Annotated in this window: 19 protein-coding genes; 12 read left to right on the top strand and 7 right to left on the bottom strand. The window is 42.7% G+C overall.

Going from position 1 to position 21,205, the window contains the following annotated elements; all coding sequences use genetic code 11:
* Nucleotides 1–170: 170 nt before the first annotated feature.
* Complete coding sequence (locus ACRAD_RS12705; protein WP_005024392.1) at nucleotides 171–1,001, bottom strand: inositol monophosphatase family protein; 831 nt, start codon at nucleotides 999–1,001, stop codon at nucleotides 171–173.
* Nucleotides 1,002–1,118: 117 nt separating this feature from the next.
* Nucleotides 1,119–3,032 carry a 1-deoxy-D-xylulose-5-phosphate synthase gene (gene dxs, locus ACRAD_RS12710; RefSeq protein ID WP_005024390.1) on the bottom strand — a complete coding sequence of 638 codons (1,914 nt, stop codon included), beginning with the start codon at nucleotides 3,030–3,032 and terminating at the stop codon, nucleotides 1,119–1,121.
* Between the two features lie 302 nt (nucleotides 3,033–3,334).
* Between dxs and ribA the strand changes: the two genes are divergently transcribed.
* The 4 genes from ribA (at nucleotide 3,335) to aroE (ending at nucleotide 6,474) form a co-directional block, all read left to right on the top strand.
* Nucleotides 3,335–3,937 (top strand): GTP cyclohydrolase II, encoded by a 603-nt coding sequence (gene ribA, locus ACRAD_RS12715; RefSeq protein WP_005024388.1) that lies wholly within the window; start codon nucleotides 3,335–3,337, stop codon nucleotides 3,935–3,937.
* 134 nt (nucleotides 3,938–4,071) lie between these two features.
* Nucleotides 4,072–5,013, top strand: coding sequence for an oxygen-dependent coproporphyrinogen oxidase (gene hemF / locus ACRAD_RS12720; RefSeq protein ID WP_005024386.1), 942 nt, complete (start codon nucleotides 4,072–4,074; stop codon nucleotides 5,011–5,013).
* Nucleotides 5,014–5,352: 339 nt separating this feature from the next.
* Nucleotides 5,353–5,559, top strand: coding sequence for a hypothetical protein (locus tag ACRAD_RS12725; protein ID WP_005018267.1), 207 nt, complete (start codon nucleotides 5,353–5,355; stop codon nucleotides 5,557–5,559).
* 123 nt (nucleotides 5,560–5,682) lie between these two features.
* Entirely contained in the window at nucleotides 5,683–6,474 is a 792-nt protein-coding gene (aroE, locus tag ACRAD_RS12730) for a shikimate dehydrogenase (RefSeq protein ID WP_005024384.1), read from the top strand.
* A 53-nt stretch (nucleotides 6,475–6,527) separates the two neighbouring features.
* Here aroE and ACRAD_RS12735 read toward each other — a convergent pair whose 3' ends face one another.
* Nucleotides 6,528–8,918 carry a hypothetical protein gene (locus ACRAD_RS12735; RefSeq protein WP_005024382.1) on the bottom strand — a complete coding sequence of 797 codons (2,391 nt, stop codon included), beginning with the start codon at nucleotides 8,916–8,918 and terminating at the stop codon, nucleotides 6,528–6,530.
* Nucleotides 8,919–9,161: 243 nt separating this feature from the next.
* On the opposite strand from ACRAD_RS12735, the gene ACRAD_RS12740 reads away from it, so the two are divergent.
* Nucleotides 9,162–10,985 carry an acyl-CoA dehydrogenase C-terminal domain-containing protein gene (locus ACRAD_RS12740; protein WP_005024380.1) on the top strand — a complete coding sequence of 608 codons (1,824 nt, stop codon included), beginning with the start codon at nucleotides 9,162–9,164 and terminating at the stop codon, nucleotides 10,983–10,985.
* Nucleotides 10,986–11,078: 93 nt separating this feature from the next.
* Here ACRAD_RS12740 and ACRAD_RS12745 read toward each other — a convergent pair whose 3' ends face one another.
* Nucleotides 11,079–11,741: a hypothetical protein gene (locus tag ACRAD_RS12745; RefSeq protein ID WP_227548690.1), complete on the bottom strand. Its 663-nt coding sequence runs from the start codon at nucleotides 11,739–11,741 to the stop codon at nucleotides 11,079–11,081.
* Between the two features lie 350 nt (nucleotides 11,742–12,091).
* Here ACRAD_RS12745 and ACRAD_RS12750 point away from each other — a divergent pair, with 350 nt between their 5' ends.
* Nucleotides 12,092–12,361: a PspC domain-containing protein gene (locus ACRAD_RS12750; RefSeq protein WP_005018251.1), complete on the top strand. Its 270-nt coding sequence runs from the start codon at nucleotides 12,092–12,094 to the stop codon at nucleotides 12,359–12,361.
* An 81-nt stretch (nucleotides 12,362–12,442) separates the two neighbouring features.
* On the opposite strand, the gene ACRAD_RS12755 is transcribed toward ACRAD_RS12750, so the two are convergent.
* Nucleotides 12,443–13,549, bottom strand: coding sequence for an HPP family protein (locus ACRAD_RS12755; RefSeq protein WP_005018243.1), 1,107 nt, complete (start codon nucleotides 13,547–13,549; stop codon nucleotides 12,443–12,445).
* 208 nt (nucleotides 13,550–13,757) lie between these two features.
* Here ACRAD_RS12755 and ACRAD_RS12760 point away from each other — a divergent pair, with 208 nt between their 5' ends.
* The 6 genes from ACRAD_RS12760 (at nucleotide 13,758) to ACRAD_RS12785 (ending at nucleotide 19,721) form a co-directional block, all read left to right on the top strand.
* Complete coding sequence (locus ACRAD_RS12760; protein WP_005018242.1) at nucleotides 13,758–14,216, top strand: hypothetical protein; 459 nt, start codon at nucleotides 13,758–13,760, stop codon at nucleotides 14,214–14,216.
* Nucleotides 14,217–14,477: 261 nt separating this feature from the next.
* Nucleotides 14,478–15,467, top strand: a complete 990-nt coding sequence (gene glyQ, locus ACRAD_RS12765; protein ID WP_005018241.1) for a glycine--tRNA ligase subunit alpha — start codon at nucleotides 14,478–14,480, stop codon at nucleotides 15,465–15,467.
* On the top strand, nucleotides 15,467–17,536 hold the full coding sequence (glyS, locus tag ACRAD_RS12770; RefSeq protein WP_005024372.1) for a glycine--tRNA ligase subunit beta: 2,070 nt from the start codon (nucleotides 15,467–15,469) through the stop codon (nucleotides 17,534–17,536). The genes glyQ and glyS overlap by 1 nt, the downstream gene beginning before the upstream one ends.
* Nucleotides 17,537–18,118: 582 nt before the next feature.
* Nucleotides 18,119–18,556, top strand: coding sequence for a hypothetical protein (locus ACRAD_RS16710; RefSeq protein ID WP_005024361.1), 438 nt, complete (start codon nucleotides 18,119–18,121; stop codon nucleotides 18,554–18,556).
* 71 nt (nucleotides 18,557–18,627) lie between these two features.
* Nucleotides 18,628–19,017, top strand: a complete 390-nt coding sequence (locus tag ACRAD_RS12780) for a hypothetical protein (RefSeq protein WP_005024359.1) — start codon at nucleotides 18,628–18,630, stop codon at nucleotides 19,015–19,017.
* 218 nt (nucleotides 19,018–19,235) lie between these two features.
* On the top strand, nucleotides 19,236–19,721 hold the full coding sequence (locus tag ACRAD_RS12785) for a hypothetical protein (protein ID WP_005024357.1): 486 nt from the start codon (nucleotides 19,236–19,238) through the stop codon (nucleotides 19,719–19,721).
* Nucleotides 19,722–19,867: 146 nt separating this feature from the next.
* Here ACRAD_RS12785 and ACRAD_RS12790 read toward each other — a convergent pair whose 3' ends face one another.
* Entirely contained in the window at nucleotides 19,868–20,821 is a 954-nt protein-coding gene (locus tag ACRAD_RS12790; protein WP_005024355.1) for a 2-hydroxyacid dehydrogenase, read from the bottom strand.
* 96 nt (nucleotides 20,822–20,917) lie between these two features.
* Nucleotides 20,918–21,136 carry a hypothetical protein gene (locus ACRAD_RS12795; RefSeq protein WP_005024353.1) on the bottom strand — a complete coding sequence of 73 codons (219 nt, stop codon included), beginning with the start codon at nucleotides 21,134–21,136 and terminating at the stop codon, nucleotides 20,918–20,920.
* Between the last annotated feature and the right edge of the window lie 69 nt (nucleotides 21,137–21,205).

The raw sequence follows: 21,205 nt of genomic DNA on the forward strand, positions 1-21,205 counted from the left end.
AATTGGCTCATTTTTAAGTTAATTTAGATTATTTTTTATACACTCAATTTTTAAAAAATCTTAATTCAGTATTTGTAGAAACTTGTATAGAAAAATAAACCTTAATATATACATCGTACCAGTAAGTAAAAAGCCCTCAATTGAGGGCTTTTTAAACGTTATTGCAGAGTTTATTTAGCTGCATCGCCCCAAGCAGGAACTACAGTTTGCATCAACGGTTTTAACATTTTCATTGAAGATGCCAAGACCTGTCCATTTGACATGGATTCAGAACCACCACGCGCATCCACTACAGTACCACCCGCCTCTTTAACCAAGAGCTCACCTGCTGCAATATCCCAAGGCTTCAGGCCAACTTCAAAAAAGCCATCAAAGCGGCCAGCAGCCACATAAGCCAAGTCCAGCGCAGCAGAACCGCCACGGCGAATTTGTGCACCAGCTTTAGTCACAGCCAGCAAAGAAGCAAAATGCTGCTCGGCATAAGATACTACTTCACCAGCACGCTGAGTACGGTAAGGATGACCTACTGCCAGGAAGGTATTGTCCAGGCTGTCCTTAACATTTACACGAATGCGGCGCTGGTTCATCATTGCTCCGCGGCCACGGCTGGCAGAGAATAACTCATCTTTTACCGGATCGTAGATTACGCCATGCTGGGTAATCCCTTTATGCTGAACCGCAAGAGAAATACAGAAATGTGGAAAACCATGAATAAAGTTTAAAGTTCCATCCAGCGGATCAATCACCCAGCACCAGTCGGCATCGTGACCTTTTCCTTCCTGAAGACCGAACTCTTCACCCAAGAAACTATGATTTTTGTAACTTTTACGAAGTGTATCGATAGTTAACTGTTCCAGATAACGGTCTACACGCGTTACTGGACCATCAATTCCTTTTTCTTCCACTTGTAGATCGAGCTTATGACGATTTTGATGCGCTTTTAAAAGCTCTTGACCAACTGTTTGAGCCGCACGCGCAGCCATCACCACCATAGGTTCCATTGAACACCCACTACAGAATAGAAAAATTTTGACAAAGAATAGTGCATAAAAGCGCATTCATTTTATCAAATGAATGCGCTTTTAGGGAGAAAATGTTGTTAAATTTTAGAGCCTGTTTTACGGATGTAAAGTCAGCTTGGCCCAGCACTGTGCAATCGAGCGCTGAATACCGAGTGCATCGAGGCCGCTTTCCTCTAACATTTGCGCATGAGAAGCCTGTGGCATAAAGCTGTCTGCCAGCCCCAGATTTAACACTGGCTTCACAAGAAGAGCCTCGGCCAAGAACTCATTAACAGCACTACCTGCGCCGCCCATCACTGCATGTTCTTCTACAGTTACAAATAATGTGGTCTGTCCGGCCAGCTGTTGAATAATTTCTTCATCTAGCGGTTTCACGAAACGCATATTGACTACACGAACACCAAGTTTGTGCGCAGCGGCCAGTTCCTGTCCTGCTTCGAGTGCAGCCTGTACCCGGCTTCCAAACGCCAGAATACTGATCTGCTGCTCATGATGCGGATTAAACTCAGCCAGTAATTCAGCACGGCCAAGCTCCAGCAAACTCATTTCCTGCTGAACATTTACACCTAAGCCTGAACCCCGTGGATAACGTACCGCAGCAGGTCCTGGATAGACATAGGCTGTATGTAGCATCTGACGGCATTCATTCTCGTCTTTAGGTGCCATAATGATCATGTTTGGAATAGTCCGCATATAAGCATAGTCATAAGCCCCTGCATGGGTTGGACCATCTTCACCTACCAGACCGGCCCGGTCAATTCCAAAAGTAACATCCAGATTCTGTAATGCGACATCGTGAATCAGCTGATCATAACCGCGTTGCAGAAAAGTAGAATAAATGGCCACGACAGGCTTGAGGCCTTCACAAGCCATACCGGCAGCCAGCGTGACGGCATGCTGCTCTGCAATTGCCACATCAAAGAAGCGTTCCGGATAGTCCCGAGCAAAATCAACCATACCCGAACCTTCACACATGGCAGGCGTGATTGCCATGAGACGCTTATCCTGCGCTGCCTGATCGTATAACCACTGCCCAAAAATCTCCGAATATTTAGGTGGAGCCTTTTTAGTCGCCAAGGTTGGTTGGGCAGGCAACTTGCTAATAGCATGATAAGTAATCGGATCAGCTTCGGCAGGTGTAAACCCTTTTCCTTTCTTGGTATATATGTGAACCAGACGTGGACCTTTGCGTTTTTTCAGGGCATTGAACACCTGAACCAGCTGGTCGATATTATGACCATCAAAAGGACCAAAATAGTCGAATCCGATAGCTTTGAACAGGTTATCAGCTGCACTGGTCGCTGATTGATGCAAACGTGAATTATAAATCCACTGTGGATGCGGCTGTACATAAGCCTCGCCATTTTCATCAACATTGACAAATTGTCCTTTTTCCCAGATTGCAGCCAGATGTTTGGCAAAACCGCCGGTACTTTGCGAGATTGACATGTCATTGTCATTGAGCACTACGATCAGATCAGCATCATGAGCCACTGCGTCATTCATGGCTTCAAAAGCCATGCCCGCAGTCATGGCACCGTCGCCCACCACACATACCACTTCACACGGATTGTTTTGATAACGACGTGCAAGTGCCATACCCAGGCCGGCAGAAATTGCTGTGGATGAATGTCCCACACCAAAAGTATCGAATTCAGATTCATCTCGTGCAGGAAAGGCTGCCAGACCATCTTTGGCACGAATTGTAGTAATTTGTTCGCGCCGGCCAGTCAGTACTTTATGCGGATAGGCCTGATGACCTACATCCCAGATCAAGCGGTCATCTGGTGTATTAAAGCAGTAATGCAGGGCGACGGTCAGTTCAATTACACCCAGGTTTGCACCAAAGTGCCCGCCACTTTGTCCGGCCGCATATAAAATATATTGACGCAATTCATCTACAACCTGAGCCAGTTGTTCTTGGCGAAGCTCACGTAATTGTTGTGGATGATCAATACCCTCTAACAAGGAGATTACGGGGCGTTGAGTGGGAATTTCGGTATACAGCATATGTGGCAAAGCCTTCTAAAGCCGGGCAAATCTAAGCTAGGTAAACGGGTTAAATCGATAAATTATCGAAAGAAATCACCTTCCATCAGCCACATTTCTAGCGACGTAATTTCGAGCATTATCTCATAGGGCGTTGTTTAGTGCACAGGATTATCCTGAATAATCTTACTATTTATCAACTATTATTGTGTGCTTTCTACAAAAAAGAAAATCTTATCAATAATTTCAGTATTGCAATTCTACCAATAGCCGAGCATTAGGCTATACTTTAGCGATTTTCTATGACAAAGACGAGCTGAGCTGTGCCGATTGAATTTGTTGCCACATCCAAATTACCCACCAAGTTTGGTGAGTTCAAGATCAGTGTATTTCAAGATCCGGAGACCGGTGAGGAACATGTGGCACTTTCCAAAGGGCTGGAAACTCCGCCAAATGGCCCGGTGCTGGTCCGTATTCACTCTGAATGTCTTACTGGAGATGCCTTTGCATCACTTAAATGTGATTGCGGTCCACAATTACAGGCGACCCAGCAGTTAATCAATGAAGCAGGTCAAGGTGTGATCCTGTATTTGCGTCAGGAAGGACGCGGGATTGGCCTGACTAACAAGATCCGTGCCTATGCCCTGCAGGATCAGGGTCATGATACTGTCGATGCCAATTTAATGCTAAATCTGCCTGCAGATGCGCGTCATTATGATATGTGTCCAATTATGCTTAATCATCTTGGAGTTAAACAGGTACGTCTGATCACCAATAATCCATTAAAGATTAAAGCGCTGCAGGATCAGGGTATAAACGTGGTAGACCGTATTCCATTAACTGTGGGCTTAAATCCATTTAATGAAGAATATTTAAAAACTAAACATAAGCGCATGTCACATCTTTATAAAAAAGATGACTTCTGATTCACTTTCTTTAAACCAGATAAAATAAAAACTTAAGGGGTTCTTTCAATATTATTAGAAAAAATCCCTTACTTTTTCTATGTCTTTATGCTTTGATGTGATTAACCTTTTTTATTTCTCCCTCGAGGGTCATCATGCAGAATCCAACTTCAGCTGATATTCAACGTGTTCGTGAATTTCTTCTTGATCTGCAGGCACGTATCTGTGCCGGGTTAGAGCAGCGGGAACAGGCCGGCGGCGGAACGGCGCAATTTTTAATTGATGACTGGGAGCGCCCTGAAGGTGGTGGTGGGCGCTCACGCGTATTGCAAAATGGCGAAGTGATTGAAAAAGGTGGAGTGATGTTCTCTCACATCAATATCTCCAGACTTCCAGCATCAGCTACCGAACGTCATCCTCAAATTGCAGGTGCCAAAGCACAGGCTCTAGGCGTATCACTGGTCATTCATCCTAAAAATCCGAATGTCCCAACCTCACATGCAAATGTCCGTCTGTTTATTGCTGAACCAGAAGGCCAAGATCCGGTTTGGTGGTTTGGTGGGGGATTTGACCTTACTCCTTTTTATCCAGATGATGAAGATGTACGGGCTTGGCACCAGAAAGCCCATGATCTCTGCCAGCCTTTTGGTGAAGAGGTATACACCGAACATAAACAATGGTGCGATGACTACTTTTACCTGAAGCACCGTGATGAACAACGCGGAGTAGGAGGCCTGTTTTTTGATGACTTAAACCAGTGGGATTTTGAAACCTGCTTTAAATATATACAAGCTGTAGGTAACGGCTACCTTGAGGCGATTTTACCAATTTTCCAAAAGAACCAAGAAAAACCTTATACTGAAGCACAGCGTGAATTCCAGCTGTACCGTCGTGGCCGCTATGTTGAATATAATCTGGTCTATGACCGTGGCACCCTGTTTGGCCTGCAAACTGGCGGACGAATTGAATCCATTCTGGTCAGTTTGCCAAATCTGGCCGCTTGGTCATATCGCCCTGAATGGGAACAGGATTCGCCAGAAAAACGCCTGACTGATTATTATTTAAAACCTCATGACTGGCTGAATGAACTGCAATAATATTCAGCATTTAAAGTATGGGAGCTGCTTTATTTAAAGCAGCTTTTTTATGCAATTTTAAATTACATCTTTGCACTTTGTTAAACAGCTTCACATAGTGTTTCATTCATTAGCATTTTAATACTTATAAATTAAAAAATATCAGGTACACTTTATGTACTTGGTCAGGCTATTGATCCTGATTATAGATCAGTTCTCTTGGTGCATATTTGCATGTTCATGAAGAGAATACATTAGCCTATTTCTTTAGGCCCGGTTGTCGCTCTTACCTATGAAAAGGTAATGATAGGTCTGCCGAGTTATACCGCTACTATTAAACAGGTTATCTTGAGCAAAATAATGTTAAGAAAATCAAATAATCATACTGTGATTTTGTCATGGTGTATTTTCTCTATTCTTCTATGTTCCATTGCTGTAACAATTGTCTCTGATAATACGATCTCAGATGGCGTATCCATAACAGTCAGTGTGATTGCTGGTATTGCCCTGGCTTTAAGTCTGGTTACAGTCCTTATTGATGTTATCCGCTCGATTTGTGATCCTTAAGTCAGATTAAAGATTTTATTTATTTTTAGCTTTCAGTTTTGATTGAAACCGTTTTTAACTTCAGTGGGCAAAAATTACTGATTGACGTATATTGTCTGCATTTCATTTAATGGATACTGTGAGATGAATCAGCAGTTTGCCGTCATTGGTAACCCGATTGAGCAGTCCCGCTCTCCTGAGCTTCACCAGGCTTTTGCCCAGAAAACCGGCATTCATCTAAATTATGTCAAACAACTGGCAGCACCTGATGCATTTAAAACTTCGGTTGAAGCTTTTTTTGCACAAGGCGGCCGAGGCATGAATGTGACGGTACCTTTTAAGGAAGAAGCATTTGCCTTATGTGATGTACTGACTGAACGTGCCAAGATTGCCAAAGCAGTCAATACGTTATGGCGGGAAAATGACCAGCTATATGGAGACAATACCGATGGGCAGGGCTTAGTGGCCGCCATTACTGCTTTGGGCTGGCCATTAAAAAATAGTCAAATTCTGATTATTGGGGCAGGTGGCGCTACTCGCGGTGTGATATATCCTCTGGCTCAGGCAGGTGCCAGAAAGATTGTTATAGCTAACCGTACCTTAAGTCGTGCTGAACAGCTAGTTCAGGATTTGCAGCAAGCCGTACCACAAACCACGTTGCAGGCCATGGCATTAAACGAACTGAGTGGAAACTTTGACTTAGTGATTAATGCGACTTCAGCCAGTTTAACTGGTGAAGCATTGGTTCTACCTGAAAGTATGAGCTTTCACTATGCCTATGAGATGGCTTATGGCAAAGCTTCAAGCTTTCTGGAACAAGCCAAAGCACGCGGAGTAAAGTATGCCGATGGGTATGGCATGCTCGTCGGGCAAGCAATTGAATCATTTTCAATCTGGCACAGTGTTAAACCGGAATTGCAGGATTTTCTAGATTAAATATAAAAAGAACCTCAACTGAGGTTCTTTTTAGAATAGAGAATTAAACTGCCTTATTTAACATGCTGCTTTAATTTTTGATAAGTCTCTTGGTATAAATCGAAGTCAATATAATCGGCCTGATCTAAAGTCAGCTGCTGAATACTTCTTACCGAAAGATTATTCTGGGTAGTGTCTTTATATGCACGCGCCAGTACTGTTGCGGCTGCTTTCAGAAAGGGACGGCTAGCTGGCTCAACTTCATATTCCTCATTAAAACGCTGTATATAATACTGAATAAAGAGAGCTTGGGGCTGTTTGTACTGGGTTGCCAGCTTGTTCCAGTTTTGACGGTCTTCAGCACCTGCAATCACTTCCGAGACCATTTTGTCTACGCTTTTACCCAAGACCTCATCAAACTGGATACTTTCCTTGAGCTGATGTTTTTCCTGCAAGATTTTAATTTTTGCCAGTTCTTGTGTATCTGGTGTGTTCTGATCAACGTCCTGATAACGATACGCATAAACCTGAGAAATTTCTTGTAATGCCTGCGGACTGTAATTCTTCAGCAGTTCTGGCTGTTGAACTGCCAGTTCCATCAGGAAAACAGTCTGATAAGTTTGCTGGTAAGAATGAGTACGGGCGTAAGTCTTTTCTGCCAGCTTATGTACCTGCTGCTCAAAATCAGGCATTTCATTATGAGTATTGGTTCTGGATGACTCATCTTCACCCATAGAGCGCCCCACTCCTTTAATCAGGTTTTCAAACATTGAGCCTTTACTGACTTCCTCAATCGACTTGGCATTACGCAACTGGGCACGGTCAATTTTGGTAGCATTACCATAATTTAAAATATCCATGTCAGCTTTTACATCCAGTACACCATATTTTTGTGTTGTGTACTGCAAGCCATATTTAATCTGTACTACCCGGCCCTGCTGGTCTAGTCCAACATCCACCTGTAACGGTGTCTGCCGATGAAGCCCCCTCATTGCCTGCTGTATATCGGATTGGTGATTCTTCCATAAACCGGTAAATTCCTCAGCTGTAGTCAACTGCCGTTTTTCATAAGGGGTAAATACCTTCTGTAAATTCAGCAAAGCTTCATTGAGACTATAAAGTGTTCCCTTATCTTTTACATTTTTTTGAAAAACATCTAAACCATACTCATTTCGACAAGCATTCAGCTGCCCCATAGCAACCTGCTGAGGCTGTTGAAGCAATGCTTGACATTCCTCTTTGGTTAGGTAACCGCTCGCTTCCTCTTCAGCCGCTGTATACGTCTGCTCTTTAGCAGTATCTAAACGTCCAGAATCTTCTGTCAGTTGGGCTGCATCTCTGCAGTTCTTGTGGCTGTCCGTTATACAACTGGTTTCAACAGCACTGTCTGTTGCCATATCAGGATGTTGTAACTGGTTCAAGTGCTCATTAACCAACTGGGTTAATAATACACGTGACTGGTAAGCTTCTGTTTCGGCGCTACCACCTATTTCAGAAGATAAAACATCCAGTTCTACCTTGTGTGAAAAGTCATCCTTTTCTCTAGCAGCATCGGTTGCTATTTGATTGTCTTTAGACTGTACTGGCATACCTAAGACGGTATGAGATAAGTACCCTTTGTTGAGCTGACTAAACAGACTTGATTGTAAAGAAATAGCTTCAAGAGTGGTATCTAACCGGACTTTCTCAACCAGGCCTTGTTGACGGTCTTGAGCCGTTAGAGCGAGCGAATGTATCTGTTGCGGCTCTGCTAGCAAGTAAGCGACTGCATTCATCTGCTTAATGTACTCAGCCAGCTCTTGCAGGTTTACTTTATTGATATCACTTTTATATTTGGAAAAGTCAATATAGGCAAAGCTGCTCTGACTGTCTTGATTGACCAGATAAGGCATAAGCGCAAAATAATTGCTATAGAACTTATAGTCTTTAAAGTCCACGACCATTGGAATTTTGGCTTGTACCAGCAGAGTCGGTTTTTTATAGGTTGCCGTTAGATTAAGAGACGCCAGTTTCTGGCGATAATGTACCGAACCAGCATAATCAAACTGAATATTACTCAGCAGATTTAACGCCCAAACATCAAACTGGCGCCCGGAAGCTGTACTCGCTGCTCTATAACGATCAGCGTCCTTATACATTGCCTGATAAAGTTGCTGCTTTTGTTGTGTTGTAAGAGAAATATGCTGTTTCTTTAAAAACTGGTCAATCTGCTTTTGCAATGTGTGGTCGAACCGATCCGATTTCTTCTGTTCCTCCTGAGTTTTAGTTATATCTTGTAACGCAGATGCTTTTACTAAGAACTGGCCACGATAATCATAGCTCGAGGTTTCAAGCATGGAATTAAGACCATGTATCGCGCGCTGTCCAGCACTTTTAGCAGCATCTGGACTGGTTTTAATGACATGCTGTGTACACGCCCCCAGACTTAAACCTAACAGGCACAAGGTTAAATATTGTAATTTCATGAGGTTTTTCTAAACACCTTATTTATTTATAATTTAAACTAAAAAAACTGCAAATTAATCTGTACAGATAATCCGGCTTATTTTAACAAGCTCAAGTCCTTTTAAGATTGGCAATTGTGCTTAGATTAGCTTTTCTGACATTTTAATTTTGCTGTCATATCAATGTATTTTTATAGAATTTATGAATAATTGAATACATACACCAGATAATCCAAAACAATTTCTAGATTAGGATTAAGACCCATGCCAGCATATAAAGCTCCCCTTCGTGATACACGCTTCTTGATGAATGAAGTTTTTGATTATCCAGCCCATTACCAGACTTTATCCAATGGTGAACTGGCTGATAGTGATACCGTCGATATGATTCTAGAAGGTGCAGCAGATTACTGTGAAAATGTAATTTCCCCCCTGTATCAAACCGGCGATGATGAAGGCTGTCACTGGAACAACGGTGAAGTCACTACCCCTAAAGGCTATAAAGAAGCATATGACCAGTTTGTACAAAGCGGCTGGCAGGGATTGTCTTATCCGGAGCAGTATGGTGGACAGGGTCTCCCTATGTCACTCAATCTGATCAAGTCGGAAATGATGGGCACAGCCAACTGGGCGTTTACCATGTATCCAGGTTTAAGCATGGGTTGCATGAATACTATTTTGCAATTCGGGACTGAAGAGCAGAAAGATATTTATATGCCACCTCTGGTTGCAGGTACCTGGTCAGGGACCATGTGTTTGACTGAGCCCCAATGCGGTACTGATCTGGGTCAATTAAAGACTAAAGCTGAACCTCAGGCTGATGGTACCTATAAAATAACCGGTACCAAAATCTTTATTTCTGCGGGTGAACATGACCTGACTGAAAATATTGTACACATCGTGCTTGCTCGTCTGCCAGATGCACCTGCGGGTACAAAAGGTATTTCACTGTTCATCGTACCGAAGTTCCTCCCAACTGCTGAAGGAAATGTCGGTGAGCGCAATGCAGTGAACTGCGGTTCAATTGAGCACAAGATGGGTATCAAGGCCTCTGCAACAGCAGTACTCAACTTTGATAATGCTACCGGTTATCTGATTGGTGAACAAAATAAAGGGCTGCATGCCATGTTTACCTTTATGAATACTGCCCGGATCGGGACAGCGGTTCAGGGTATTGCACATGCTGAACTTTCATTCCAAGGCGCACTGCCTTATGCCAAAGAGCGCATGTCAATGCGTGCCCTGTCCGGTAAAAAAGATCCGGAAAAAGTTGCTGATGCGATTATTCATCATGCTGATGTACGCCGTATGCTACTAACACAAAAAGCTATTGCCGAAGGTGGCCGTGCCATGATTTATCATGCTGCACAGCTTGCCGATAAAATGACAGATGCCCTTACCCGTGGTGACAATGCTGAATATGAAGAATACGATGATAAACTCGGTTTTTATACGCCTATTTTAAAAGGCTTTCTGACCGAACTTGGTCTTGAAGCAGCTAACCATGGTATGCAGGTCTTTGGTGGTCATGGTTATATCAAAGAATGGGGCATGGAGCAGATCGTTCGTGATGCACGGATTGCCACCTTGTATGAAGGTACAACCGGTGTGCAAGCACTGGATTTGATTGGCCGTAAAGTTTTGCTGTCTTCTAAAGGTAAAGTCGTTCGTGATTATACCGCTGAAATTTTAAAATTCAGTGGCCGTCATGCACGCAACAAATATATGCGCCGTTTTGCCTGGGACCTGACTAAAATCTGTGCTCAGTGGAATGCTCTTACTGTACGTATCATGCTGGCTGCACGTAAAGACCGGGATATTGTTTCAAGTGCCTCTTTTGATTATCTCATGTTCTCTGGATACGCCATGATGGCTTATTTCTGGGCCCAGCAGGCTGCAGTGGCTTCAGAAAAACTTGAATCGGGTGAAGGTAAAGAAACTCCTGAATTCTATAAAGCTAAAATCAAGGTTGCAGACTTCTATTTCGAGCGTATGCTGCCACGTGCACAAGGTCATGCTGAAGCTATGGTGAATCCTTCACGCACCATGACTTCTCTGGCAGCTGAACATTTCAGCTTTGACTACTAAGCTCATCATTTCAATATAAGTTATTCTTTAAAAAGAGCGCTTAGGCGCTCTTTTTAACTTCAGACTATTATTGATTCTAAATTATTCCAAGTCTTAAAACTCTACTGCATCTTTGACCAGTTTATAGGGCTGTTCAGGTAATGGATGCTGCTGTATAAAAGTCTGTATTACCCGCTGATCATTAGCATGCAAGGTCTTATAGAGATTCATGACCAGATTCTGCTTGGGATCAACACGATAATAAAAATTAACCCCCTCAGCGAGGTGCACAATAATTTCATTCTTAGCCTGATCAACAGACCAATGATCTCTGCGATAAAAACGGCGTTGCGCTGTATCAGGCCTGTCTACGCCAGGTTGCACCCGGCCAAATGTAGCGATCATACGGTGGGCACTGCCGTCAGGCAGCAAATTTAAAATATATTCTGCCCTTCCTTTGCCACAATTTACAAAAGCATCCTGACAGGGAACCTGCGTATAGTAACGTCCTGCATACTGTAAATTTGTACTGCGTACTTCTTCATTCTGCTCATTTTGCAGTACTGGCAAAGACGCACGGCCTGCAACCTCAGTCAGTTTTCGGCCTGTCACCAAACTTTCATCAGTATAATTTATATTATTCAAAGAAGGGAGCTGACCCTGACTTAGAGGTGAGCTTTCCCGTGTTTCTGACTGCGAGAGATCACAGCCACCCATCAATGCGCCTAATAACACAATGGTACAGACTCTGGCTAGAACAGGCATTTTTCTATTCATCACTCACTTGTTGGTCCGACGACATTCGGCTTATACAGGCCAATAAATGTATTTTCAATACACTTTTATCATTAAAATCAGGCGTTTCAATACCATTGTCGCTCAAGTTAAATTAAATACTCAAAAGAGTAGAGAAGGCATACCAATAAAAATAAAGTCGACTTCCTGAGTTGGAAATAACTTTAAGGGTATTTTAGTGGTCAAATTATAGAAATTTGAACTCCTGCTTACATAACTTAACCAAGTTACTGAACATACGTCTTTAAAAGGTATTCATTCATCACTATATAAATATCGGGGGTAATGATTTTTTCGTTATCAGATTTATTTTTTACAGCGAGGAGACTTCGATGTCAGATTCTGGCTTATATCGTTCTAACCGACAAAACATGATTGCCGGCGTAATGGGCGGTATTGCAGAACGTTTTGGCTGGAATGCCAATCTGCTGCGCATCATTTTTGTCTTGATCTCGATTATGAGTGCAGCTTTTCCTGGAATTCTGGTTTATCTGATTTTATGGCTATTGATGCCTAAACGTGATTATCGTCTGGATGCACCGCCACGAAATTATCAGCAGCCAGTACGTACTGTTTATGATGAACATAAAGTAAAACGCTAAATCGCTCTCCTCTCTAAGTGGTTTGGTCGCTACGGTTGTGCCCCTAGACAGCCGTAGCCTTTTTATTTATCTATCTATAAATTATGGTTTCTGGCGCAAATGCAGAATTTCTTGCTGCATGGCTGCAATCATATCTGCCCGGCTAATGATTCCAATTAGCTGTTCTGCTTCAACTACAGGTATATAGTTAAAAGATTTTTCTACAAAATAGGGCGCCAAATCTTGAATTGGCTGTTCAGGGTGAACTGTCACCACCTTACGGTTCATAATCTGTTTTACCAGATACTCCCATGATGCCCGGTAATCTGCACCGCGCTTAAACCACTCGACCACATCATATAACGCAAGTGTACCCACCAAATGCTCTGAGGCATTCACTACGGGCAGACTCATTAAATTGACCTGCTTGAACTTGTCTAAGGCTTTATGAATATCATCGTTTTCATGCAGCACAATGACGTCACGGCTCATAATATCACGACAGTGATAGTGTAAAACTATACGTTCATTTGCCCGTTCTTGGGCTTCTAGAATAATTTTTTCCAAGTCATACTGACTGATATCAAGAAGCTCGGTCTGATGCTCAAGTGCCTGCTGGATATCCTGTGGCTGAATGGTCACCTTCTGGGTAGGCGTCGGGTCTTTGGAACGCTCATTTACCTGCCGTGGATAAGGATAATGCCGCCCTAGCAGACGATTAAAAAAAATAGCAAAACCCAGCAATAAAACCGAATTTAGTAATACGGGATAAAATAAAAATTGATAACCCAGATGATGTACACCCTCGCCACCTAAAACTGCCGTAATTGCTACAGCTCCGCTAGGCGGATGTAATGAATCTGTAGTCATCATCAAGAAAATAGACAGACCAACGGCCAAGCTAAACGCAGAAGTAAGATCAGGAATCCATAAAGCACAACTGACACCAATTAATCCGGCAATGGTATTGCCCACCACCATGTTCCAGGGCTGCGCCAGTGGACTGGCCGGCACTGCAAATAATAAAACCGAGGAAGCACCCATGGGTGCAATATACCAGGCATTGATTCCGCCCAGTGTATACCAGCTAATAATTGATGAAATCGCCAGTCCCAGCAGAGCGCCACAACCACAGAGTAAGCGCTCTTTTAAAGGCAGCGTTTTAAAATTAGGTTTAAGGGTGTCTAGCCAAAACTGTGAATTACTCACTGCACAACCTGTTCTTGTTAGATAAAAAACAGGGCGAGTATACGCCTAAGCCTTATTAAGGTGCATTGATTTTATATCTTTACAATATTGGTTTTTTTGTAAAGCAGTCACAACGCTTCTTAGCGTTACTTAACTTTTCTCGGCTTTATACTTACTTGGCTCTGTTATTTACTCATAATTGATCAGGGATTAATCAAGACTGGATGATATGAACAATAAAATCTATAGCAATACAGCTTTAATACGCTCTTTGCTTCTGGCACCGATACCAAGCCTGTTGGTGATTTTAATTTTCTCGGCAGCCGCCAATGGTGCAGGCCAGTTATCCTCTGTAGTCAGTATTCTGTTTGTAGCTGTCATGATTTATGCAGTTTACTGTATTTTGGCATTACCGTTTGCTTACGGCTTATCTCAGCTTATACAGCTCAAATTTCATCTAAATCTGGGAATTATTTTAGTCGGCTCTATAAGTGTATGGTTAATTATGCTGACTTTATTGCAGCTCATACTCAATCATAATATTTCAATGGGCTGGGAACTTTATTTGAGCGGTGGCTATTATATGATGGCTTTATTGACCGGATTCTTTTACTGGTTGCTACTTAAATATTTTGATTCACAACCTGCCCCAGCAATTGCACATTTTAACAAGTTAAAAACCTACTGATGAATAGTTGAAGGACAGGAATTTCGCTATAGCTGAATCAGGTTTTATGCTGGTTTATTTTCTAGAATCCAGGTTTAAATATCTGCTTGGTGGAATTTTATCTGTACAAAAAAGCTGAACTGATTTTAATAATAAGCCTAGTCTGACTTGAAAATTCTGCTTTAACTCATGATTCGCACTCTTAAATAGAATTCTTTGCCACTCCCCTGCAAATTCCCTATACTTAGGGACAATTTTTTCTCATATTCTAGTGGATGCTACATGAGTCGCGCCATATCACATATTGATACATTTCAAGGCTTAATTCTTGCCTTACAAAATTACTGGGCCGAGCAAGGCTGCGTCGTATTACAACCTTACGACATGGAAATGGGTGCAGGTACTTTCCACACTGCGACTTTTCTGCGTGCATTAGGCCCTGAAACCTGGAATGCGGCTTATGTCCAGCCATCACGCCGTCCTAAAGATGGACGTTACGGTGAGAATCCAAACCGTCTACAGCATTATTACCAATTCCAGGTAGTGCTGAAGCCTAATCCGGATAATATCCAGCAGCTTTATCTGGATTCATTAAAAGCTATTGGTATTGATACGCTAACACATGATATCCGTTTTGTAGAAGACAACTGGGAATCTCCAACACTTGGCGCTTGGGGCTTGGGCTGGGAAGTCTGGCTGAACGGTATGGAAGTGACACAGTTTACCTATTTCCAGCAGGTTGGTGGCGTAGAGTGCTATCCGGTTACAGGTGAAATTACTTACGGTCTTGAGCGTCTGGCCATGTACCTGCAAGGTGTAGACTCGGTTTATGATCTGGTCTGGACCAAAGGCCAGTTTGGTACGGTCACTTACGGCGATGTGTTTCACCAGAATGAAGTAGAACAGTCTACTTATAACTTCGAATATGCGCCAGTTGAAAAACTATTTGAACTATTTGATTTTTACGAAACTGAAGCCAGCCGTTTAATGGAAGCAGAACTTCCACTACCGGCATACGAACAGGTGATCAAAGCTTCACATAGCTTTAACCTGCTTGATGCACGTGGTGCGATTTCTGTGACTGAACGTCAGCGCTATATTTTGCGTGTACGTACACTGGCCCGTGCCATTGCACAAAGTTATGTACAGGCCCGTGCCAAACTAGGCTTCCCGATGGCCGAGCCTCATCTGCGTGATGAAGTCTTGGCCCAGCTTAAAGCTCAAGCGGAAAATGATGCTGCTCAGGCAGAAAAATCAGCGGAGAACAAATAATGTCTAAACATACAGTTTTATTTGAACTTGGCTGTGAAGAACTTCCTCCAAAAAGCCTGAAAACCCTACGAGATGCCTTACAGGCAGAAACAGTGAAAGGTTTAAAAGATGCTGGTCTAGCCTTTGATTCAATCGAAGCTTATGCTGCCCCACGTCGTTTAGCCCTTAAAATTGTGAATGTCGATGGTGCACAAGCAGATACACAGAAGCGTTTTGATGGTCCTGCGGTTCAAGCGGCTTATGACGCTGAAGGCAAACCAACCAAAGCTTTAGAAGGCTTTATGCGTGGTCAGGGTATCAGTATTGATCAAGTATCAACATTCCAGGCAGGTAAAGTTGAAAAGGTCTGCTACTTAAAAGATGTAAAAGGTCAGAGTCTGGATGTATTACTGCCACAAATCCTGCAAACTGCTTTAGATCATCTGCCTGTGGCAAAACGTATGCGCTCAGCAGCCAGCCGTACTGAATTTGTACGGCCAGTCAAATGGGTAGTATTACTAAAAGATGATCAGGTCATTGATGCTACTATTCAGGACCATACAGCCGCTAATGTAACCTATGGTCACCGGTTCCATGCACCAGACGCAATTACACTTGCAAATGCTGATGCCTACCTGGATGCACTGCGTGCAGCTAAAGTCGTAGCTTCATTTGAAGAACGTCAAGCCATTATTGACCAGCAGGTAAAAGCTCTCGCTGATGAAGTTAATGCAATTGCCATTGTACCGGCTGACTTGCGTGATGAAGTAACTTCACTGGTAGAATGGCCGGTGGCTCTGCGTGCCAGCTTTGAAGAGCGTTTTCTTGCCGTTCCACAAGAAGCACTAATCACGACCATGCAGGATAACCAGAAATACTTCTGTCTGGTCAACAGCGACCACAAGCTTCAGCCTTATTTTATTACCGTATCGAATATTGAGTCAAAAGACCCGAAGCAGATTATTGAAGGTAATGAAAAAGTTGTTCGCCCACGTCTGTCAGATGCTGAGTTCTTCTTTTTGCAGGATCAGAAACAGCCGCTGGCTTCACGTTCAGAAAAACTGGCTAACATGGTATTTCAGGCACAGCTTGGCACCTTATGGGACAAGACTGTACGTATCGCAATGCTGGCTGTGGAACTGACCAAGTTTACAGGTGCACAGGTTGCCGATGCTGAAAGAGCCGCCATGCTGTCTAAATGCGACCTGACTTCTGAGCTGGTAGGTGAATTCCCTGAGCTTCAAGGGATTGCAGGGACATACTATGCCCGACTTGAGGGTGAAAATGATGAAGTCGCTGAAGCGCTTGGCGAGCAGTATCTGCCAAAATTTGCAGGTGATGTTTTACCAAAAACCAAAACTGGCACTACGATTGCACTGGCCGACCGTCTGGATACACTGGTAGGTATTTTTGGGATTGGGCAGGCTCCTACAGGTTCAAAGGACCCGTTTGCACTTCGCCGTTCGGCAATTGGTATCTTGCGTCTGATTATTGAAAATAATCTTGATGTAACGATTGAAACACTGGTGAACTCTGCCCTGCATGCCTATGGCGCGCTGATTACTGATCCGAATAAAACCCGTAGTGATGCAGTTGCCTTCCTTGAAGGCCGTTACCGGGCCAAATATGAAGACCAAGGTGTTCAGGTAGATGTCATTCAGGCAGTCCAGGCGATGTCACCTGCTTCTCCGCTTGACTTTGACAAGCGTGTTAATGCCGTTAACCATTTCCGCAATTTGCCTGAAGCTGCTGCGCTTGCTGCTGCCAATAAACGTGTAGCCAATATTCTGGCGAAAGAAGCTGCACCTGAAGGTTTAGTAGTTGAAGCGAGCCTGATTGAAGATGCCGAAAAAGCATTGTTCGCTGAACTTGCGAAAATTACGCCTGTGGTTGAGCCATTATTTGCTGCCAAAGACTACACTGCTGCGTTGTCTGCACTTGCTGCTCTTCGTGCGCCAGTCGATGCGTTCTTTGACGGCGTAATGGTCATGGCTGATGATAGCGAGCTAAAAGCAAACCGTTTACGTTTGCTAGCTCAGCTGCGTGACTTGTTTACCAAAGTAGCTGATATTTCGGTGTTGCAGCACTAAGCTTTAATTAGTTGAAAAGTCTATAGAACCCCGCTATAAGTTAGTGGGGTTTTTATTTTTTTAAATATAATGAAATTATCACAATCGCAAAAAGTTGTAGAATTTTTAAAATCTTACCCAAATCAAAAATTTACATCGCGTGAAATAGCTGAGGCTATTATTCAGCTTTTTCCTGAAGATTACTAACAAAAAAGATTAAATCATCGATTTGAATCAAATTCAGATTTTGTACAATAAATTGTTCGTGAAATTAGTAGTAATGCAAAAACTAGTATTTTAAAGGTATCGCCGCATATTCATATACGTGATCAACCTCGTCCAAGACAATTCTGGTTTGATCCTAATTCAACATATGAATTAACACGGGAAATTAATACTATTTTTAATTCTGAAAATATTGATGCTGAAGTTCACTTACCTATTATTAAATTAGATCATTTATCTGAACATGATCTTTATCCAATTCTTATTGAGTTTTTAAATTCTGAATTTAATCTAAACTGCCTTAGAATTGATGAGAAACGTTCAAAAAATTCCCGTGGTCAGAATGGAAATCAATGGCTACATCCTGACGTTGTTGCTATGCAAGCATTAGATGACCGTTGGAATGAATTAATTAGAACCTGTGTAAAACATAGCTCTGGTCAAAATGTTCGTCTATGGTCTTTTGAAGTCAAGAAGGAACTAAATAGCAGTAATATTCGTAGTAGTTTTTTTCAGGCTGTGAGTAATTCAAGTTGGGCTAATGAAGGATATTTAGTCGCAACATCAATATCTACGAGTGAGGTTGAAGAAGAGCTTCGGATGCTTTCTGCCCTCCACGGTATCGGGGTAATACTTCTAATTCCTGAAAATCCAAGTGAAAGTGAAATTTTATTACCTGCTCGTCGTAGACCAGAGGTTGATTGGCAATCCATTAATCGAATATTAAATGAAAATTCTGATTTTAGAAATTTTATAGAACTTGTTTCTATTTACTATCAAACAGGCCGTATTCGTCCTCAAGATTGGAATAGATAATGTATGACTATAGGCATTTCACTATATATTTCATATACTCAAACTAACAACACTCAACAAGAAAGAATCATATGACATTTAAAACACTCATGTTGGCGGGTCTTGCGAGTATCGCAGTTACAGCCTGTAGCTCAGCCCCAAAAATTCCTCAGCTTGATCTTGGCGTCTTACAGGAAGTACAAAATCTTGAAGTTGTTCCTGCAACTACCAACAATAAGGCAAAACTGACCAAATTCCTTGATAAATGCGTGATTGAATTTACAGGTGATATTGGTGAAAACCGTGTTGTGGAGCAGTGGTCATTTAAAGGTATGGGATTAATGAATGCCGGTTCGGCCACATTCCAGCGTGATGGCACCAGCAAAGCAGAAAAATTTAACCTGCATGATGCGAATGTTCAAAAGAACTTTGTTACCCTGCGCGATCATTTTGCCAAAGAAGCGCTAGATCAATGTAACTAGCAAACTCGCCCTGTTTTATAAAAGATAGGGCGTCCTCTATGAAGTTGCTGCATAAATCGCTGTATAACCCTCTATATCTTTTTTAAATTAAAATAATTATAAGATACTGCAATATTCTTCTTTAGCGATTCTTCACAGGATATTCATTGTTTTTAAAACATCATCCGCTACACTAAAACATTCAGACCGCTCTTTAACAAATTCGAGGTCGATTCTTAATGAATATTAAAACTCCAATACTTTTGCTCATCGCTCTTATGGGCGCTGTACCACTCCTCGCCCAGGCGAATTCTACTCAGACCTCTTCACAGATTACTAAACCGGTCACACCTTATGGTGAGAACCCAAATCTGCTGCATGTATTTGCCTATAAAGCACAAGAAGGCGTAATCAATACTGCGGAGAAAGTGGGAAAGGTGACTGAAAAAAGTATCGCCAGAATTAAACCAGATGTCGACCGCGCCTGGAACAACACCAAATCTGTTGCCTCAGATACTATTCAAAAGGTGGATCAGGGAACACAGCAGGCAGCTCAACAAGCTAACCAGAGAATCCAGAGCTCTCGAGAAGCATGGGGTGGTACACCGCAACAACCGGCGCCTATTATTCAGCAACCTCTAAGCCAGTCATCGACAGCTACCCAAACTACAGCGCCCTTACAACCCCATTCAGGTGCTACAAGCTATGCAATCACAGAACTTTAAACTTGCGTGGGGTTAAATAAATATATTGAGCTAACACGTTTCTTTAAATGCTTAACAGGCTTACACAATATTTGAGCAAAATATTAAGAGATTAGGATTATGCAACGCCCATGCTTTGGAATGGGCTGGCTGGTTAAAACTCTTTACTAATTGACCTGCCGGATAGGCTGGCCTCGTTTAAAGGCTTCAGTATTTTCAGCAAGCTGCTCTAGCATACGCTGTCGCGCCTGAACACTTCCCCAAGCAGAATGCGGTGTAATAATCAGATTTGGAATATCCTCATTCAGTAAAATATTACCCTGTTTAGGTGGCTCAACGGTGAGTACATCGCTGGCAGCTCCGGCGATTTCACCATTTTTTAAGGCTTGGGCCAATGCTGTCTCATTCACCAGTCCACCACGTGCACAGTTAATGAGAAAGGCGGTAGGTTTCATCTGTTGCAGCTCTGCTGCTCCAATCAGGTTTTGGGTCTGTTCGGTTAAAGGACAATGCAGACTCAGAAAATCAACTTGCGGCAGCAGCTCCTTTAATGGAATCCGGTCAGTCCCCCCCGGACGGCACGGTAAAGAGGCAATCTTGACCTGCATGCCAAATGCCTCTGCCAGCCGGGCTACAGCCTGTCCAAGTTCGCCATACCCTACAATTCCTAAAGTCTTTCCAGCCAGTTCAACAATCGGGAAGTCGAGCAAACAGAACTGCTCGGCCTTGTTCCATACACCAGTCCGCACCGCATGGTCATATTTTAAAAAAGACGTCGCCAGACTCAGCATAAGCAATAAGGTATGCTGGGCAACAGCCGGTGTGCCATAGCCCTGACAGTTACAGACCACGATGTTATGCTCACGGGCTGCGCTCAGATCTACATTATTGGTGCCGGTAGCAGAAATCAGAATCAGTTTTAACTTGGGAAGCTGACGAATCAGTTCGGCATTTACTCTGACTTTATTGGTAATAATGACATCGGCATTCTGTACACGCTCCAGAATTTCATCTGGTGCAGTAACTTCATGTAAAGTCAGCTGGTCAAACTGCTGTTGAAGATGGCTGATCTCCAGATCATTTTGGTTCAGTGAATTAAAGTCTAGAAATACGGCTTTCATTGGATTCATCTCCTGCGACTCTACTCTATTTAAACAGCTCGTCCATGTTTATTCCAGAGCAGTGCAAGAGATGATCCTTAGCCTACAGTTTTAGTGTTAAATTTCAGGTGACAGCAATTTGCGTTTTTTAATCACTGGTTTGTGCTGATGGCTTTTATAAAATTGCCAGGCCTCTTTTAAGACATACAGCGCGAAAGTCAGCACTACCATGACTCCCAGACCAAAAACCAGATGCGGTGTATGTACTGCACCCGCATGAGCGAAGCCAGGGAATAAAAATATTAAGCTAAACAGCAAAGATGGATAAACATTCACATCTACACTCCTTATCTTTTTTCTTTAAATTTAGGTATTTACAAAAAACCTATTACTGAATCCCGACTA

Origin of the sequence: Acinetobacter radioresistens DSM 6976 = NBRC 102413 = CIP 103788 (assembly GCF_006757745.1) — a bacterium.
Classification (GTDB): domain Bacteria; phylum Pseudomonadota; class Gammaproteobacteria; order Pseudomonadales; family Moraxellaceae; genus Acinetobacter; species Acinetobacter radioresistens.

Excerpts from the sequence above, each read along its gene's own strand:
- hemF (WP_005024386.1), top strand. The coding sequence starts at position 4,072 with ATGCAGAATCCAACTTCAGCTGATATTCAACGTGTTCGTGAATTTCTT.
- ACRAD_RS12750 (WP_005018251.1), top strand. The coding sequence starts at position 12,092 with ATGTCAGATTCTGGCTTATATCGTTCTAACCGACAAAACATGATTGCC.
- dxs (WP_005024390.1), bottom strand. The coding sequence starts at position 3,032 with ATGCTGTATACCGAAATTCCCACTCAACGCCCCGTAATCTCCTTGTTA.
- ACRAD_RS12735 (WP_005024382.1), bottom strand. The coding sequence starts at position 8,918 with ATGAAATTACAATATTTAACCTTGTGCCTGTTAGGTTTAAGTCTGGGG.
- glyS (WP_005024372.1), top strand. The coding sequence starts at position 15,467 with ATGTCTAAACATACAGTTTTATTTGAACTTGGCTGTGAAGAACTTCCT.
- ACRAD_RS12760 (WP_005018242.1), top strand. The coding sequence starts at position 13,758 with ATGAACAATAAAATCTATAGCAATACAGCTTTAATACGCTCTTTGCTT.
- aroE (WP_005024384.1), top strand. The coding sequence starts at position 5,683 with ATGAATCAGCAGTTTGCCGTCATTGGTAACCCGATTGAGCAGTCCCGC.
- ACRAD_RS12780 (WP_005024359.1), top strand. The coding sequence starts at position 18,628 with ATGACATTTAAAACACTCATGTTGGCGGGTCTTGCGAGTATCGCAGTT.
- ACRAD_RS12745 (WP_227548690.1), bottom strand. The coding sequence starts at position 11,741 with ATGAATAGAAAAATGCCTGTTCTAGCCAGAGTCTGTACCATTGTGTTA.
- ACRAD_RS12790 (WP_005024355.1), bottom strand. The coding sequence starts at position 20,821 with ATGAAAGCCGTATTTCTAGACTTTAATTCACTGAACCAAAATGATCTG.
- ACRAD_RS12705 (WP_005024392.1), bottom strand. The coding sequence starts at position 1,001 with ATGGAACCTATGGTGGTGATGGCTGCGCGTGCGGCTCAAACAGTTGGT.
- ACRAD_RS12740 (WP_005024380.1), top strand. The coding sequence starts at position 9,162 with ATGCCAGCATATAAAGCTCCCCTTCGTGATACACGCTTCTTGATGAAT.
- ACRAD_RS16710 (WP_005024361.1), top strand. The coding sequence starts at position 18,119 with ATGCAAGCATTAGATGACCGTTGGAATGAATTAATTAGAACCTGTGTA.
- ACRAD_RS12725 (WP_005018267.1), top strand. The coding sequence starts at position 5,353 with ATGTTAAGAAAATCAAATAATCATACTGTGATTTTGTCATGGTGTATT.
- glyQ (WP_005018241.1), top strand. The coding sequence starts at position 14,478 with ATGAGTCGCGCCATATCACATATTGATACATTTCAAGGCTTAATTCTT.
- ACRAD_RS12785 (WP_005024357.1), top strand. The coding sequence starts at position 19,236 with ATGAATATTAAAACTCCAATACTTTTGCTCATCGCTCTTATGGGCGCT.